The sequence below is a fragment of the Streptomyces bobili genome (assembly GCF_002154575.1).
GTDB lineage: Bacteria > Actinomycetota > Actinomycetes > Streptomycetales > Streptomycetaceae > Streptomyces > Streptomyces bobili.
Map to the genome: position 1 here is coordinate 1 of NZ_MUBA01000118.1, position 16,946 is coordinate 16,946.

General features: G+C 71.1%; 17 protein-coding genes. 15 read left to right on the top strand and 2 right to left on the bottom strand.

All coding sequences use genetic code 11. The annotated features are described in order from the left end of the window. A partial coding sequence (locus tag BZL64_RS10460) for a YihY/virulence factor BrkB family protein (RefSeq protein ID WP_425276032.1) occupies positions 1 to 1,145 on the bottom strand: 1,145 nt, incomplete at its 3' end. Positions 1,146 to 1,331: 186 nt separating this feature from the next. Between BZL64_RS10460 and BZL64_RS10465 the strand changes: the two genes are divergently transcribed. From BZL64_RS10465 to BZL64_RS10535, 15 genes are all read left to right on the top strand, one after another. Beyond that, positions 1,332 to 2,966: an acyl-CoA dehydrogenase family protein gene (locus BZL64_RS10465; protein WP_086768354.1), complete on the top strand. Its 1,635-nt coding sequence runs from the start codon at positions 1,332 to 1,334 to the stop codon at positions 2,964 to 2,966. Positions 2,967 to 3,255: 289 nt separating this feature from the next. Then, the gene (locus tag BZL64_RS10470; RefSeq protein ID WP_086768356.1) at positions 3,256 to 4,557 is read left to right on the top strand and encodes a GAF domain-containing protein; all 1,302 of its coding nucleotides are present in this window, start codon (positions 3,256 to 3,258) and stop codon (positions 4,555 to 4,557) included. A 204-nt stretch (positions 4,558 to 4,761) separates the two neighbouring features. Continuing rightward, a complete protein-coding gene (locus tag BZL64_RS10475; RefSeq protein ID WP_086768358.1) occupies positions 4,762 to 6,054 on the top strand; it encodes a hypothetical protein in 1,293 nt (430 codons plus the stop codon). A 17-nt stretch (positions 6,055 to 6,071) separates the two neighbouring features. Continuing rightward, on the top strand, positions 6,072 to 6,644 hold the full coding sequence (locus BZL64_RS10480) for a GNAT family N-acetyltransferase (protein ID WP_086768360.1): 573 nt from the start codon (positions 6,072 to 6,074) through the stop codon (positions 6,642 to 6,644). A 127-nt stretch (positions 6,645 to 6,771) separates the two neighbouring features. Continuing rightward, positions 6,772 to 6,855, top strand: a complete 84-nt coding sequence (locus BZL64_RS42020; RefSeq protein ID WP_309486338.1) for a putative leader peptide — start codon at positions 6,772 to 6,774, stop codon at positions 6,853 to 6,855. Between the two features lie 179 nt (positions 6,856 to 7,034). Further along, positions 7,035 to 8,732 carry a nitrite/sulfite reductase gene (locus BZL64_RS10485; RefSeq protein WP_086768362.1) on the top strand — a complete coding sequence of 566 codons (1,698 nt, stop codon included), beginning with the start codon at positions 7,035 to 7,037 and terminating at the stop codon, positions 8,730 to 8,732. After that, positions 8,729 to 8,908, top strand: coding sequence for a hypothetical protein (locus BZL64_RS41045; RefSeq protein WP_086768364.1), 180 nt, complete (start codon positions 8,729 to 8,731; stop codon positions 8,906 to 8,908). The genes BZL64_RS10485 and BZL64_RS41045 overlap by 4 nt, the downstream gene beginning before the upstream one ends. Then, positions 8,905 to 9,615, top strand: a complete 711-nt coding sequence (locus tag BZL64_RS10495) for a phosphoadenylyl-sulfate reductase (RefSeq protein WP_086768366.1) — start codon at positions 8,905 to 8,907, stop codon at positions 9,613 to 9,615. Before BZL64_RS41045 ends, BZL64_RS10495 begins: the two co-directional genes overlap by 4 nt. Positions 9,616 to 9,653: 38 nt before the next feature. After that, entirely contained in the window at positions 9,654 to 10,190 is a 537-nt protein-coding gene (gene cysC / locus BZL64_RS10500) for an adenylyl-sulfate kinase (RefSeq protein WP_086768379.1), read from the top strand. Beyond that, complete coding sequence (cysD, locus tag BZL64_RS10505; RefSeq protein WP_086768368.1) at positions 10,187 to 11,122, top strand: sulfate adenylyltransferase subunit CysD; 936 nt, start codon at positions 10,187 to 10,189, stop codon at positions 11,120 to 11,122. The genes cysC and cysD overlap by 4 nt, the downstream gene beginning before the upstream one ends. A 2-nt stretch (positions 11,123 to 11,124) precedes the next feature. Continuing rightward, on the top strand, positions 11,125 to 12,459 hold the full coding sequence (locus BZL64_RS10510) for a sulfate adenylyltransferase subunit 1 (RefSeq protein ID WP_086768371.1): 1,335 nt from the start codon (positions 11,125 to 11,127) through the stop codon (positions 12,457 to 12,459). A gap of 222 nt (positions 12,460 to 12,681) precedes the next feature. Continuing rightward, a complete protein-coding gene (locus BZL64_RS10520) occupies positions 12,682 to 13,794 on the top strand; it encodes an aliphatic sulfonate ABC transporter substrate-binding protein (protein WP_086768373.1) in 1,113 nt (370 codons plus the stop codon). Positions 13,795 to 13,830: 36 nt separating this feature from the next. After that, complete coding sequence (locus BZL64_RS10525; RefSeq protein WP_073492511.1) at positions 13,831 to 14,619, top strand: ABC transporter ATP-binding protein; 789 nt, start codon at positions 13,831 to 13,833, stop codon at positions 14,617 to 14,619. Continuing rightward, positions 14,606 to 15,514, top strand: coding sequence for an ABC transporter permease (locus tag BZL64_RS10530; protein WP_086768375.1), 909 nt, complete (start codon positions 14,606 to 14,608; stop codon positions 15,512 to 15,514). The genes BZL64_RS10525 and BZL64_RS10530 overlap by 14 nt, the downstream gene beginning before the upstream one ends. Before the next feature lie 5 nt (positions 15,515 to 15,519). Continuing rightward, positions 15,520 to 16,260, top strand: coding sequence for a sirohydrochlorin chelatase (locus BZL64_RS10535; RefSeq protein ID WP_086768377.1), 741 nt, complete (start codon positions 15,520 to 15,522; stop codon positions 16,258 to 16,260). A gap of 38 nt (positions 16,261 to 16,298) precedes the next feature. On the opposite strand, the gene BZL64_RS10540 is transcribed toward BZL64_RS10535, so the two are convergent. Continuing rightward, on the bottom strand, positions 16,299 to 16,946 hold a 648-nt coding region (locus BZL64_RS10540), incomplete at its 5' end, for a mycothiol-dependent nitroreductase Rv2466c family protein (protein WP_279634597.1).

A 16,946-nucleotide genomic window follows, 5' to 3' on the forward strand; every position in this document is an offset into this window, starting at 1 on the left:
TCGCCCGCATGGCCGCCGCCCACCCCCACGAGGACCCCGACGATCCCGACATGCCCTCCGAGTTCCCCGAACGGTGGTCGCGGTTCCTGCCCCCGGAGGACGTCACGGGCCGCCTGCGCACCCACGCGAAGACCTTGCCGAAGGGCGGCGGCCATGCGGGCGACGTACTCGGCGGCTTCCTCCTGCCGCAGCCGCTCGTTGGCGGCGCGGGCGGCGGCCGTCGCGGCGGCCGGCCAGACGCGGTCGATGGCGGCGTTCATGGCGGCGCCGACGAGGACGGCGAAGGCGGACACGCCGATCCACAGCAAAACCGCGACGGCGGCGGCTAGGGAGCCGTAGATGGTGGCGCCCTCGACGGTGTTCTCCAGGTAGATGCGCAGCAGGAAGCTGCCGAGCACCCACATGGCGAGGGCGACCAGCGCGCCGGGGACGTCCTCGATCCAGGGGGAGCGCACGGGCACGGACACGTGGTAGAGCGTGGTCAGGAAAGCGATCGACAGGACGATCACGACGGGCCAGTACAGGACCTGCACGACGGTCGCCGACCACGGCACGATCCGTACGACGGCGTCGGGCCCGGCGACCATCAGGGGCAGCGCGACCGCGCCGAGCAGCAGCGCGGCGACGAACAGCATGAACGCGACCAGCCGGGTCTTGACGATTCCGCGCACGCCGTCGAGGCCGTACATGACGGTGATCGTGTCGATGAAAACGTTTACCGCGCGTGAACCGGACCAGAGGGCGAACAGGAAGCCTATGGAGATGACATCCGGGCGGCCGCCCTTCATCACGTCGTCGAGGATCGGCTGGGCGATCTGTGCGACACCCTTTTCGGACAGAACCGTGCGGGAGGCGTCGAGGAGGTTGGACTCCAGGCTGCTGATCGTGTCGGTGCCGGTCCAGCTGTCGACGTATCCGAGCAGGCCGATGAGGCTGAGCAGCAGCGGCGGTACGGACAGCAGCGTGAAGAAGGCGGCCTCGGCGGCGAGGCCGAGGATGCGGTACTCGATGCAGGAGTTGACGGTGTCCTTGACCAGCAGCCAGGCGGTCCTGCGCTTGGAGACGTTCCGGTAGAGGGCACGCGCCCGATGAAGACGCCCGGTGGGTGCCTCGGGTTGCTCGGGTGACTGACTTGCTGGCTGCACGCCCTAAAGGTATCCGCCGTACGGGGCTGCACTCACCTCCGGTGGTGGGCCGTCACCGCGTGCCCGCCGCCGTCGGGCGGACACCGGGGCGCACACCACGCGGCGCGGCCCGCACGGCGGATGCCGCGCGGCGCGTTGCCGGGCTCCGCCGGCCATGCGCGGCGTACGCGCGGGTACGTTCGCGGTATGGCAGGCAGTACGCACACCGTGACCAATCAGCCCCCGCCCCTCCTCGGCCACGACGTCTATGGCACCGACCAGGCCCTGGTGGCCGCGGTGGAGCGCCATCTCGATCCGGAACTGCTCGACGAGGCCCGCGGCGAGCTGTCGGCGCTGGGCCGGGCCGCCGGGTCGGCCCAGCTCCAGGAATGGGCGGTGCAGGCGAACGAGAATCCGCCCAGACTGCGCACGCACGACCGTTACGGGCACCGGATCGACGAGGTCGACTTCCATCCGGCGTGGCACCGGTTGCTGGGCAAGGGGGTCGGCGCGGGACTGACCGCGGCCTGGACCAGGCCGGGCGGACACGTGCGGCGGGCGGCGGGGTTCCTGGTGTGGACGCAGGTCGAGGCGGGAAACGGTTGTCCGCTGTCGATGACGCACGCGGCCGTGCCGGCGCTGCGTACGGACCCGGAGCTGGCCGCCGAGTGGGTGCCGAGGCTGACGTCCACGATCTACGAACGGGAGTTGCGGCCCGCCGGGCAGAAGGCGGGGGCGCTGTTCGGGATGGGGATGACGGAGAAACAGGGCGGAAGCGATGTCCGGGCGAACACGACGTCCGCGCGGCCGCTGGCGGAGGCCGGGACGTATGTGCTGACGGGGCACAAGTGGTTCTGTTCGGCGCCGATGTCGGACGGTTTCCTGGTACTGGCGCAGGCCCCGGAGGGGCTGACCTGCTTCCTGGTGCCGCGGGTGCTGGAGGACGGCACGCGTAACCGGTTCCTCCTCCAGCGGCTCAAGGAGAAGCTGGGCAACCGGTCGAACGCCTCGGCCGAGGTGGAGTTCGACGGGACGTGGGCGCGCCGGGTCGGTGAGGAGGGGCGCGGGGTGCGCACCATCATCGACATGGTGGCGGCCACCCGCCTCGACTGTGTGCTGGGGTCGGCGGGGCTGATGCGGGCGGCCGTCGCGCAGGCGGTGCACCACTGCGCGTACCGGGAGGCGTTCGGCGGGAGACTTCTCGACCAGCCGTTGATGCGCAATGTGCTGGCCGATCTGGCGCTGGAGTCGGAGGCGGCGACGGTTCTCGGCCTGCGGCTCGCGGCGGCCTGCGACGACGGCGGCGAGCAGGAGCGGGCGCTGCTGCGGATCGCGGTGCCGGCCGCCAAGTACTGGGTGACCAAGCGCTGTACGCCGGTGGTGGTGGAGGCGGCGGAGTGTCTGGGCGGCAACGGCTACGTGGAGGAGTCGGGGATGCCCCGGCTGGTGCGCGAGTCACCGTTGAACTCGGTCTGGGAGGGCGCGGGAAACGTCCAGGCGCTGGACGTGCTGCGGGCGTTGCGGCGGGAGCCGCAGGCACTGAACGCGTTTCTCCAGGAGGTGGGACGGGCGCGCGGTGCGGATCACCGGCTGGACGCGGCGATCAAGGACCTGCTGACCGAGCTGGCCGATCTGGACGGTGCCCAGGCGCGGGCGCGGCGGATCGCGGAGCGGTTCGCGCTGGTGTTGCAGGGGTCGCTGCTCGTACGGTTCGCGCCGCCGGAGGTGGCCGACGCGTTCTGCGCCACGCGGCTGGGCGGCGACGGCGGCGGCGCCTTCGGCACGCTGCCCCACACCCTGGATCTGCGGGCGCTCGTGGAGCGGGCCCGGCCCCTGGTGTGACCTGGGGGAAGGCAGGAGCGGGGGTGGTGCCGCGCCGACACGGCACCACCCCCGCGGCAATGGCCCTGCGAGGCCAGAAACGCCGCTCGGGACGGCGTGCTACAAGTTTCGGACAGCTCGTGGATGTTGACCAGGGTTGCAGGGGGTTGCAACGTGAGAGACCGGGTGACCGGAGTGTGCCCCTCCGTCACCGGTGGACGGCAGTATGGGACCCCCGGCAAGACCGGAAACAGTCGGCGTAGCCGCTTGACATCCGGTCCTTACGTCCGTCTGCTCATCGGGAGGTCCCGTGGCCAAGTCGCCGTTGAACGTGCCGCAACTCGCCGCCGTCGACGCCGCGCGGGCGGCCCGGATGCTCAGCGAGGTGCGTGACGCCAAGCTCGCCGGCCGACGGGCGGGGCACGCGCACCGGCCGGTCATCGAGCAGTCCTGGGAGCGGACGCTGCGCAGCGGTGTCGATCCGGATAACGGTTACCGGGCCAGGTTGCTCAGCCCCGACGAGGTGCGGCGGCGCCGGGAGGAGTCACCGCTGCGGGACGTGCTGCCGGTACTGCGCGAGGGCCTGCTCTCGGTCGCGGACGTCGCCCGGCACATCATGGTCGTCGCCGACGAGGACGGCCGGGTGCTGTGGCGGGAGGGCTGTCCGACGGTGCTGCGCAAAGCGGACGGAATCGGTTTTGAACTGGGCGCGGACTGGCGGGAGGACGTGGTCGGCACCAACGGGGTGGGCACCCCGGCGGTGGTACGGCGGCCGGTGCAGGTGTTCGCGGCCGAGCACTTCGTGCGCGCGCAGACCGCCTGGACCTGCGCCGGGGCCCCGATCACGGACCCGCGGAGCGGACGTCTGCTCGGGGTGGTCGATGTGAGCGGCCCGCTGGACACGATGCATCCGGCGACTCTCGCCTGGGTCGACTCGGTGGCGAAACTGGCCGAGGCGACGCTGCGCGAGCGGCATCTGGGCGCGCTGGAGCGGCTGCGGGCGGTGGCGGCTCCGGTACTGGCCAGGATCGGCGGGCGGGCGGTGGTGGTGGACGGGGACGGGTGGACGGCGGCGGTGACCGGGATGCCGTACACGAACCGGATCGCGCTGCCCCGGCCGCCCTCGGCGGGGCGTCACCGGCTGCCGGTGCTGGGGCTGTGCACGCTGGAACCGCTGGCGGACGGCTGGCTGGTGCGCTCGTGCGACGGGACGGTGGAGCCGGAGGCGCCGGGCGTGACCAGGGTCGTGCTGGATCTGACCCGGCCGCGCCGGTGGTCGGTGGCGGTGACCGGCGGCGCGGGCAGATGGTCGCACGGACTCAGCCCCCGGCACGCGGAGTTGCTGTACGTGCTGGCGGTGCACCGGGCCGGGCGCAGCGCCTCGGGGCTGGCCGAGGACGTGTTCGGGGACCCTGCGCGCAGAGTGACGGTACGGGCCGAGATGTCGCGGGTCCGGCGGTATCTCGGGAGCCTTCTGGAACACCGGCCGTATCGTTTCTGCGAGCAGGCGGAGGTGGAGGTGCTCCTCCCGGACGATCCCAGGGACCTCCTCCCCCACTCGACGGCGCCCGCGGTGACGGGCGCCCGGATCCCGGGCCCGCCGCGCCGGTGACCGGAACCGGCAACGTTTCCGCGTGCCCGTGATCAAGGCTTTCGTACCGTAAGTCGACTTACGTCACAGCATCTTCCGTACATATGCGAGGTCTTCGCCCCCTGCGGTGGCCGACTGCCGTAGCATCCCTCTACGGGTCACCCCACCTGCTCCTCGGTCAACGCAAGGATCAACAGGCGCAGTTGGCCCGCCTCGGGAGGACGAATGAAGCAGCGTGGCCGACATCGCCGACGCAGGCGGGGCAGGGCGGTACGCGGTTTCCTGGCGGGAACCGCGCTCGCGCTCACCGCGGCCGCCACCATGATCAGCGCTTCCCAGGCCACGGTCGCCGACGGTCCAGGTGCCCTGAAACCGCTGACGTCGTCCGCTTCCACGGCCGCGCTGCGGCTGACGGAGGAAGCGGTACCGCCGGCTTCTCTGGACCGGCTCGCCGCGGAGATGGGTCCGTCGGTCGGGGTCGGCGAGGCGCTGAGCGGCGCCGGCCGTTCGCTGCGCGACGCCGCAGGCTGCAGCCGGGACGAGCGCGAGGCGCTGCCCGTGTCCCCGACGGCCACCCGCGCCTACTGCTGGAACACCGACGACACCGAGGGCTGGGAGCCGGGCGCGGTCACCACCTCCGGTGACGCGGACGACGACGGCCTGTGGGGCGCCCACCGGGTGATCGTCTCCGGCTGGTCCCGCGGTTCCGGTCCGGTCGCCGACCGGGGTCTGGCCCGGGTCGCGCTCGTGGACGCGGACAACCTCGGCCGCCTCCCCTATGTCTGGGCCCTGCTCGCGGTCCCCGTCGACGGGGGACGCGACTACCGGGGCCTGGTCTCCCAGGTCTCCGGCATGGCCTGGTACCAGGACAAGCTGCTGGTCACCGCCGACGACGGGGACCGGGCCGCGCTGTATGTGTACGACGTCAACCGCATCCACCGGGCCACGGTCGCCGGTGAGGCGGTCGGCCGGGTGCCCGGCGGATGGTCGGCGCACGGCGCGCCGTACGTCCTTCCGGCCGTGGCCTCCTACCGGCTGAGCGGCGACGAGGGAGCCCCGCGCCCCGCCACCGTGTCCCTGGACCGCAGCACCGCACCGGACTCCCTCGTCGCCGGGGAGTGGACGCTCGACGACGGCGACCGGGGCGCCCGCCTGTGGCGGTACGCCTTCGACACCGCCCCCGGCCGGGCCGGGTTCCTCGCCGGTGACTCCGCGGGCCGGGTCGGCGCGACGGAGGCCTACCGGACGAAGGCGACCGGGGTGCGCGGCGTGCTGTCGTACGAGGGCGGCTGGTACGTGAGCCGGGGCGGTGGCGCCGGGGACGGGCACGGGACGCTGTGGCGGCAGGACGCGGACGGCGCCCGGGGCGTGCGCTGCGGTGCCGACGACAGCCGCGCCTGCTGGAGCCCTCGGACCGAGTCCCTCTCCTACTGGGCGCAGACCGGTGATGTCTGGACGCAGTCGGGCCGTGTGCTGTTCGCGCTGCCGCTGGCCTCGATCGACAGATCGGCGAAGTAGATGATTCCCTGACGGGCATGACCGACATCCCCGTGACCACCTGGTCCCTGGAGCAGACCGCGCCGGGCGATCTCCGGCCGGCCGCCGCACCCGAGGGCGACGTGCGCGTCGTGCGCTCCGAGGTGCCCTCCCCCGAGTTCAGCCGTTTCCTGTACGCGTCCGTCGGCGGGGACATCCGCTGGGTCGACCGGCTGAGCTGGACGTACGCGCGGTGGCAGGAGCAGCTGGCCCGGCCGGGAGTGGAGACCTGGGTGGCGTACGACCGGGGCACGCCCGCGGGGTACGTGGAGCTGGAGCCGCAGGACGACGGAGTCGTCGAGATCGTGTACTTCGGTCTGCTCCCGGCCTTCCGCGGCCGACGGATCGGCGGCCACCTCCTGTCGTACGGCGCCGCGCGCGCCTGGGACCTCGCGGACCGCTGGCCGGGCCTGCCCCAGACGAAGCGGGTGTGGCTGCACACCTGCAGCCTGGACGGCGAGCACGCGATGGACAACTACCGGCGCCGTGGCTTCAGGCTGTTCGACACCAAGGTCGAGGAGGAGGCCGAGGTGGCCGCGCCGGGCCCCTGGCCGGGCGCATACCTCGTCTGACCTGCGTCGACAAGACATCGCGCGGCGCATGTGACCGACACCACCACCGTCTCACACACCGGGACAAGGGTGTCCACATGACGGACGAAGCTGGACTGTGTCCAGATCGCCGTGACACGCTTCCGTCATGTCCGGAACTGGAATTGCCTTGGTGAGTCGGCGGCACGTCGACCTCGGCCGCATGTCCAGCGCCATCTGTCCGGCGAGCTGACGAGCCGAAGCACCGCCGGCAGCTCTTCCAACCTCCCCCCGCGCAACGACGCGCACGTATGCCTCCGCGCGTCTTGCCGCGCAGGTCAGAGCCGCCCGCCCGTGACCCGCCCACCGCCCCTCATGGACGGCGCCACGCGCCGACCCCTTCCCGTCGCTGTCCCGAAGGACGTATTCACCATGGCCGCCACCCCCGAGAACCCTGCCGCCTCAGCGCCCCGCCGCAAGGTGAGCCGTCACCGCGGCGAGGGTCAGTGGGCCGCGGGGCACTTCACCCCGCTCAACGGCAACGAGCAGTTCAAGAAGGACGACGACGGTCTCAATGTGCGGACACGCATTGAGACGATCTACTCCAAGCGCGGTTTCGACTCGATCGACCCGAACGATCTGCGCGGCCGGATGCGCTGGTGGGGCCTGTACACCCAGCGCAAGCCCGGGATCGACGGCGGCAAGACCGCGATCCTGGAGCCGGAGGAGCTGGACGACGAGTTCTTCATGCTGCGGGTGCGGATCGACGGCGGCCGGCTCACCACGCGGCAGCTGCGGGTGATCGGTGAGATCTCGCAGGAGTTCGCGCGCGGCACAGCGGACATCACCGACCGGCAGAACGTGCAGTACCACTGGATCCGCATCGAGGACGTCCCGGAGATCTGGAACCGCCTGGAGGCGGTCGGGCTGTCCACCACCGAGGCCTGCGGTGACACGCCCCGCGTGGTCCTCGGCTCGCCGGTCGCCGGGATCGCCGAGGACGAGATCATCGACGGCACCCCGGCCATCGAGGAGATCAACCGCCGGATCCTCGGCAACCCGGCCTTCTCCAACCTGCCCCGCAAGTTCAAGACAGCGGTCTCCGGCTCGCCGCTGCTGGACGTGGCGCACGAGATCAACGACGTCGCGTTCGTCGGTGTCGACCACCCCGAGCACGGCCCCGGCTTCGACGTGTGGGTCGGCGGCGGTCTGTCCACCAACCCGAAGATCGGCGTCCGGCTCGGCGCCTGGGTCCCGCTGGACGAGGTCGCGGACGTCCACGAGGGCGTCATCTCGATCTTCCGTGACTACGGTTACCGGCGGCTGCGCACCCGCGCCCGCCTGAAGTTCCTGGTCGCCGACTGGGGCCCGGAGAAGTTCCGCCAGGTGCTGGAGGACGAGTACCTGCAGCGCAAGCTCGTCGACGGCCCCGCCCCCGCCCAGCCCGTCGAGCGCTGGCGCGACCACGTCGGCGTGCACCGCCAGAACGACGGCCGTTACTACGTCGGTTTCGCACCGCGCGTAGGCCGCGTGGACGGCACCACCCTGACGAAGATCGCGGAGCTGGCCGAGGCGCACGGCTCGGGCCGGGTCCGGACCACCGTCGAGCAGAAGATGATCGTCCTCGACGTCGAGGAGGCGCAGGTCGAGTCGCTGGTCGAGGCCCTCGGGGCCCTGGACCTGACCGCCAAGCCCTCCCCGTTCCGGCGCGGCACGATGGCCTGCACCGGCATCGAGTACTGCAAGCTCGCCATCGTCGAGACCAAGCAGCGCGGCTCCACCCTGATCGACGAACTCGAGCGCCGCATCCCGGAGTTCGACGAGCCGATCACCATCAACATCAACGGCTGCCCGAACGCCTGCGCCCGTATCCAGGTCGCGGACATCGGTCTCAAGGGCCAGCTGGTCCTCGACGAGCAGGGCCGGCAGGTCGAGGGCTTCCAGGTGCACCTGGGCGGAGCGCTCGGTCTCGAAGCCGGCTTCGGCCGTAAGGTCCGCGGCCTGAAGGTCACCTCGGACGAACTGCCGGACTACATCGAGCGGGTGCTCAAGCGGTTCGAGGCGGAGCGCGAGGACGGCGAGCGGTTCGCCGTCTGGGCCGCGCGGGCCGACGAGGAGGCCCTGTCGTGAGCGAGCGGGCCGCACCCTTCTACTGCCCCTACTGCGGCGACGAGGATCTTCGTCCGAACGAAGAGGGTCACGGCGCCTGGGAATGCGCGGCGTGCAATCGCGCATTCCAGCTGAAGTTCCTCGGACTGCTCGCCCGGGGAGTTCAGCGAGCCGACAACGGAGGGGACCCGATATGACGACGGCTCAGGAAACCCGCACCGCCGAAGAGTTGAAGGCGCTCGCCGAGCAGGCGGGCCGCGACCTGGAGGACGCCTCCGCGCTGGAGATCCTCCAGTGGGCCGTGGACACCTTCGGCAAGCAGTTCTGCGTGACCTCGTCCATGGAGGACGCGGTGGTGGCGCATCTGGCCTCCCGCGTGCTCAAGGGCGTGGACGTGGTCTTTCTCGACACCGGTTACCACTTCCCCGAGACCATCGGCACCCGGGACGCGGTCGAGGCCGTGATGGACGTCAACGTCATCACCCTCACGCCGCGGCGGACGGTCGCCGAGCAGGACGCCGAGTACGGCCCCGAGCTGCACGACCGCGACCCCGACCTGTGCTGCAAGCTCCGCAAGGTGCAGCCCCTGGAAGAGGGCCTGAAGGCCTACCGCGCCTGGGCGACCGGGCTGCGCCGCGACGAGTCCCCCACCCGGGCGAACACCCCGGTCGTCGGCTGGGACGAGAAGCGGCAGAAGGTCAAGGTCTCCCCGATCGCCCGCTGGACCCAGGACGACGTGGACGCCTACGTCACCGAGCACGGCGTACTGACCAACCCCCTGCTGACGGACGGCTACGCCTCCGTCGGCTGCGCCCCCTGCACCCGCCGGGTCCTGGAGGGCGAGGACGCGCGCGCCGGCCGCTGGGCGGGCCGCGCGAAGACCGAGTGCGGACTGCACGGCTGACTCCCATGACCGCGCTTCCTACCGATTTGGAGAACCACGTGACGACCGGAGCCACCGTCTGGCTCACGGGTCTGCCGAGCGCCGGCAAGACCACCATCGCGTACGAGCTGGCCGCCCGGCTGCGCGAGGAGGGCCACCTCGTCGAGGTGCTCGACGGCGACGAGATCCGCGAGTTCATCTCCGCGGGCCTCGGCTTCAGCCGTGAGGACCGGCACACCAACGTGCAGCGCATCGGTTTCCTCGCCGAACTCCTCGCCCGTAACGGGGTGAAGACGCTGGTGCCGGTGATCGCGCCGTACGCCGACAGCCGCGACGGGGTGCGCAAGCGCCACGAGGAAGGGGCGACGGCGTACCTGGAGGTGCATGTGGCGACGCCGGTCGACGTGTGCAGCGAGCGGGACGTGAAGGGCCTGTACGCCAAGCAGGCCGCGGGCGAGCTGACCGGGCTCACCGGGGTCGACGACCCCTACGAGATCCCCGAGCGGCCCGATCTGCGGATCGAGTCCCAGAACCAGACCGTCAAGGAGTCCGCGGCGTCGGTGTACGCCCTGCTCAGCGAGAGGGGACTGGTGTGACGACCGTCGCACGGACCGAGGAGGGCACGGACTCCCCGTACGCCCTGAGCCACCTGGACTCCCTGGAGTCGGAGGCGGTGCACATCTTCCGCGAGGTGGCGGGCGAGTTCGAGAACCCGGTGATCCTGTTCTCCGGCGGCAAGGACTCCATCGTCATGCTGCATCTGGCGCTGAAGGCGTTCGCGCCGGCGCCGGTGCCGTTCTCGCTGCTGCACGTGGACACGGGGCACAACTTCCCCGAGGTCCTGGAGTACCGCGACCGTACGGTGGCCAGGCACGGGCTGCGGCTGCATGTCGCCTCCGTGCAGGACTACATCGACCGGGGTCTGCTGAAGGAGCGTCCGGACGGGACCCGCAACCCGCTCCAGACGCTGCCGTTGACGGAGAAGATCCAGTCGGAGCGGTTCGACGCGGTGTTCGGCGGCGGCCGGCGCGACGAGGAGAAGGCCCGCGCCAAGGAGCGGGTGTTCTCCCTGCGCGACGAGTTCTCCCAGTGGGACCCGCGCCGCCAGCGCCCCGAGCTGTGGAACCTGTACAACGGCCGGCACGCCCCCGGTGAGCACGTCCGCGTGTTCCCGCTGTCCAACTGGACCGAGCTGGACGTCTGGCAGTACATCGCCCGTGAGGGCATCGAGCTGCCCGAGATCTACTTCGCGCACGAGCGGGAGGTGTTCCAGCGGGCCGGGATGTGGCTGACGCCCGGTGAGTGGGGCGGCGCCAAGGAGAGCGAGACCGTCCAGAAGCGGCTCGTGCGCTACCGCACCGTCGGGGACATGTCCTGCACCGGCGCCGTCGACTCCGACGCGCTGACGCTGGAGCAGGTCATCGCCGAGATCGCCGCCTCCCGGCTCACCGAGCGCGGGGCCACCCGAGCCGACGACAAGATGTCCGAGGCCGCGATGGAAGACCGCAAGCGCGAGGGGTACTTCTAAGCATGAGCACCATCACGACCGAGGAACTCTCGGCCACCACCCTGCTGCGGTTCGCCACCGCCGGCTCCGTCGACGACGGCAAGTCCACGCTCGTGGGACGGCTGCTGCACGACTCCAAGTCGATCCTCACGGACCAGCTGGAGGCCGTGGAGCGCGCCTCGGCGGGCCGCGGCCAGGAAGGCCCCGACCTCGCGCTGCTCACCGACGGCCTGCGCGCCGAACGCGAGCAGGGCATCACCATCGACGTCGCCTACCGCTACTTCGCCACGCCCCGGCGCCGGTTCATCCTGGCCGACACGCCGGGCCATGTGCAGTACACCCGCAACATGGTGACGGGTGCCTCCACGGCCGAGCTGACGGTGATCCTGGTCGACGCCCGTAACGGTGTGGTGGAACAGACCCGGCGGCACGCGGCGATCGCGGCCCTGCTGCGAGTCCCGCACGTCGTGCTGGCCGTCAACAAGATGGACCTCGTGAAGTACGAGGAGACCGTCTTCGCGGCGATCGCCGAGGAGTTCACGGCGTACGCGAGCGAGCTGGGCGTTCCCGAGGTCACCGCGATCCCGATCTCGGCGCTCGCCGGGGACAACGTGGTGGACCCGTCGGCGAACATGGACTGGTACGGCGGGCCGACCTTCCTGGAACACCTGGAGACGGTTCCCGTCAGTCACGACCTGGCGCACTGCCACGCGCGGCTGCCCGTGCAGTACGTGATCCGGCCGCAGACCGCCGAGCACCCCGACTACCGCGGTTACGCGGGTCAGATCGCCGCCGGCACGTTCCGGGTGGGCGAGCAGGTCACGGTGCTGCCGTCCGGCCGCTCCACGAAGATCGCGGGCATCGACCTGCTCGGCACGCCGGTCGACGTGGCCTGGACGACGCAGTCGGTGACCGTCCTGCTGGAGGACGACATCGACGTCTCGCGCGGCGACCTGATCGTGCCCAGCAAGGACGCCCCGCCGACCACGCAGGACGTCGAGGCGACCGTCTGCCATGTCGCCGACGCGCCCCTGACGGTCGGCCACCGGGTGCTGCTGCGGCACGGCACCCGCACGGTCAAGGCGATCGTCAAGGACATCCCGTCCCGGCTCACGCTCGACGACCTGTCCCTGCACCCGCATCCGGGACAGCTCGTCGCCAACGACATCGGCCGGGTGAAGATCCGCGCCGCGGAGCCGCTGCCGGTGGACTCCTACGCCGACTCGCGCCGCACGGGCTCGTTCATCCTGATCGACCCGAGCGACGGCACCACGCTCACCGCGGGCATGGTCGGCGAGTCGTTCGCCTCGCCGGAGCCGGTCAAGGACCTGTCCGACGACGACGGGTGGGACTTCTGACATGAACTCCACCGACTACTACTCCACGTTCGCGAAGGAGGGCGGCCGCGTCGGCAGCGGCGCCCTCGGCAGCGGGCAGGGCGGGGTGGCGCGATGTGTGCGCTGACGTACGCGCACTGCCTGCGCGCCCGCACCCCCCACCGCTGTAGACGAAAACCTGCCGACCTCCCGGCCACGACCTGAGAGACCGTGACCGCCGGGCCAACGAGAGGAACACCTCCCGTGCCTGCCACTCGCTCAACGCTTCTTCGCCGCGGACTCGCCGCCGTCGCCGCACTTCCCCTTCTCACCCTCGCCGCCTGCGGTTACGGCTCCGAGTCCAAGGACGAACCGGCCGCCCAGAAGGTCGCCGCCGGGGCGGAGAAGATCGACGGACTCGACTCGGTCAAGATCGGCTACTTCGGCAACCTGACCCACGGGACCGCCCTCGTCGGCGTGAACAAGGGGTACTTCCAGAAGGCTCTGGGCGCCACCAAGGCCTCCTACCAGGTCTTCAACGCCGGCCCGTCCGAGATCGAGGCGCTCAACTCCGGCTCGATCGACATCGGCTGGATCGGCCCCTCGCCGGCCATCAACGGCTACACCAAGTCGGCCGGCAAGAACCTGCGCATCGTGGGCGGTTCCGCGTCCGGCGGCGTGAAGCTGGTGGTGAACCCGGCCAAGATCAAGTCACTGAAGGACGTCAAGGGCAAGCGGATCGCGACGCCCCAGCTCGGCAACACGCAGGACGTGGCGTTGCTGAACTGGATCTCCGAGCAGGGCTGGAAGGTCGACGCGGAGAGCGGCAAGGGCGACGTGTCGGTCATCCGCACCGACAACAAGGTCACCCCGGACGCCTACAAGTCCGGTTCCATCGACGGCGCCTGGGTGCCGGAGCCGACCGCGTCGAAGCTGGTGGCCGAGGGCGCCAAGGTGCTGCTCGACGAGTCCGACCTGTGGCCCGACAAGAAGTTCGTGATCACGAACATCATCGTGTCGCAGAAGTTCCTCACGGAGCACCCGAAGGCCGTCGAGGCGGTACTCAAGGCGTCGGTCGACATCAACAAGTACATCAACGCCAGCCCGGACGAGGCGAAGGCCGCGGCGAACGCTCAGCTGAAGGCGGACTCCGGCAAGGAGCTGCCCGCGGAGATCCTGGACCCGGCGTGGAAGTCGATCCAGTTCACCAACGACCCGCTCGCGGCCACGCTCAACAGCGAGGCCGAGCACGCGGTCAAGGCCGGTCTGCTGGAGGACCCGTTGCTGGACGGCATCTACGACCTCGCGCCCCTGAACAAGGTTCTTCAGGCCGCGGGTGAGCCGACCGTCGACGACGCCGGTCTCGGCGTCAAGTAACCCCGCGTCCACGAGAGTTCCCAGGAGGTGACGACCATGGCAACCACCCTCGCCAAGGCCGCCGACGGCACCGAGTCGGTGGAGTACGCCGCGCGTATCGAGCACGTATCGAAGTCGTTCGCCGGGCCCGCCGGGCAGCAGCTCGTCCTCGACGACATCACCCTCGATGTCGCGCCGGGCGAGTTCGTCACCCTCCTGGGGGCCTCGGGCTGCGGCAAGTCGACGCTGCTGAACCTGGTGGCGGGGCTCGACGCCCCGACCGCCGGTCATATCGGCACCGACGGGCGGCCGGCTCTGATGTTCCAGGAGCACGCCCTGTTCCCGTGGCTGACCGCGGGCAAGAACATCGAACTCGCCCTGAAACTGGGGGGAGTTCCCAAGAACGACCGGCACGACCGGGCGGAGGAGCTGCTCGAGCTCGTCCGGCTGAAGGGATCGTACGGAAAGCGTGTGCACGAGCTTTCCGGCGGTATGCGGCAGCGGGTGGCGCTGGCCCGCGCGCTGGCGCAGGACGCCCGGCTGTTGCTGATGGACGAGCCGTTCGCCGCGCTCGACGCGATCACCCGGGACGTGCTGCACGACGAACTCACCCGGATCTGGGCCGAGACGGGCCTGTCGGTGCTGTTCGTCACGCACAACGTGCGCGAGGCCGTGCGGCTCGCGCAGCGCGTCGTCCTGCTGTCCTCCCGGCCGGGCCGGATCGCACGCGAGTGGACGGTCGGCATTCCGCAGCCGCGCCGTATCGAGGACGCTCCCGTCGCGGAACTGTCCCTGGAGATCACCGAAGTCCTGCGTGGGGAGATCCGCCGTCATGGCCAGCACTGAGACCACCGACCCGACGGCGAAGCCCCCGGTCCGCGACAGCGGCATCGCGGGGGTGGAGGCGGGTCTCGACGCCCTGGAGACCACGGCGGCGGCCGGTACGTCCTTCCGGCAGACCTTCGTCAACAAGATCCTGCCGCCGATCGTCGCGGTAGCGGTGGTCCTGGTGGTCTGGCAGGCGCTGATCACCTTCAATATCGTCGACGACCCGGCGAAGCTGCCGTCGCCGTCCGACGTGGGCAACGAGTTCAAGGACGCGTGGCTGGAGGGCAGGCTCCTCGAGTACATCTGGACCAGTGTCTCGCGCGGCCTGCTGGGCTTCCTGCTGGCGCTCGCCATCGGCACCCCGCTGGGCCTGCTGGTGGCCCGCGTGAAGTTCGTGCGCGCGGCGATCGGCCCGATCCTGTCCGGTCTGCAGTCACTGCCCTCGGTGGCGTGGGTGCCGCCGGCGGTGATCTGGCTGGGCCTGAACAACTCGATGATGTACGCGGTGATCCTGCTCGGCGCGGTCCCCTCCATCGCCAACGGCCTGGTGTCCGGCATCGACCAGGTGCCGCCGCTGTTCCTGCGGGCGGGCCGCACGATGGGCGCGACGGGTCTGAAGGGCGCCTGGCACATCGTGCTCCCGGCCTCGCTGCCCGGTTACCTGGGCGGTCTGAAGCAGGGCTGGGCCTTCTCCTGGCGGTCGCTGATGGCGGCGGAGATCATCGCCTCCTCCCCCGACCTCGGTGTCGGGCTGGGGGCGCTGCTGGAGAACGGCCGCAACGCCAGCTCCATGGCGATGGTGTTCGAGGCGATCGTCCTGATCCTGTTCGTCGGCATCGCCATCGACCTGCTGATCTTCAGCCCGCTGGAGCGGCGGGTGCTGCGCGGGCGCGGACTGCTGGTGAAGGGCTGACCCTCGTGCGCCATCAGCCGGTTCTCCTCGTCATCGCCCACGGCAGCCGCGATCCGCGGCACGCCGGAGCCGTCCACGCCCTCGTGCGGCGGGTGCGGTCGATGCGGCCCGGACTGCGCGTGGAGACCGGATTCCTCGATTTCAACATCCCCTCCGTGCAGGGGGTGCTGGAGTCGCTGGCGGCGGAGGGCGTACGCGAGGTGGTGGCGCTCCCGCTGCTGCTGACACGCGCGTTCCACGCCAAGGCGGACATCCCGGCGGTACTGCGGGACGCGCCGCCCAGGCTGCGGATCCGCCAGGCGGAGGTGCTCGGCCCGTCGCCGCTGCTGCTCTCCGCCCTCGAACGGCGGTTGTACGAGGCGGGGTTGACGCCCGCCGACAAGTCCTCGACCGGGGTCGTGCTGGCCTCGGCGGGGTCCACGGACCCGGAGGCGATCGCGGTGATCGCAGACATCGCGCGGGAGTGGTGGCACACCGGTTGGTGCGCCGTGCGACCCGCGTTCGCCTCCGCTTCCCTTCCGCGTACCGAGGACGCGGTGCGCGAACTGCGCGAGCTGGGCTGTTCCACGGTGGCGGTGGCCCCGTACGTCCTGGCGCCCGGCTTCCTCCCCGACCGCATAGCGCGGGGCGCGGCACGGGCGGACGTCCTGGCGGAGGTGCTGGGCCCGTCCCCCGAAGTGGCCCGAGTGCTGCTGGAACGGTACGACGCGGCACGCACGCGGATGCCGGCGGCGGTCAGCGCCTGAGGGTCCGACCCGATCCGACCCGGCGCCCCGCCCGTGCCTCACACGACGGACAGCGCGCCCACCCGTGTCCGCTTCAGTTCGAAGAAGTCCGGGTCGGCCGCCAGCACACGGAAGGCGTCGAAGAGTTCGGCGGCCCGCTCCCCGCGTGGGACCGCGCGCAGCACGGGGCCGAACCACACCGTCCCGTCCACGTGGATCGTCGGGGTGCCGACGTACCCGCCGGAGTCCGGCTCGGCCCCCGCCGCGTGGCTGCGGCGGACCTCGTCGTCGTACGACGGGTCGTGCGCGGCGTCGGACAGGTCGGCGGGGAGGCCTAGTTCGGCGAGGGCGTCGGCGATCACGGCGTCGAAGTCCTCGGCCTTGTGCACGTGGATGCGGGTGCCGCAGGCCGTGTAGAAGTCCCGCAGGACGGTGTCGCCGTGCTGCCGGGCCGCCGCGACGGCGACCCGGACCGGGCCGATCGACCTGTCGACCAACGCGCGATACCAGTCGGGCAGTTCGTTGCCCTCGTTGTGCAGGTACAGGCTCATGACCCGGAACCGGAGGTCGACGGGGCGGTGCCGTTCGACCTCCAGCAGCCAGCGGGAGGTGATCCAGGCGAACGGGCAGGCGGGGTCGAACCAGACGTCGACGCGGAGGCGGTCGGGAGCAGAGGTGCGGTCGGAGGCGGGGGTGTGGGTGTGGGC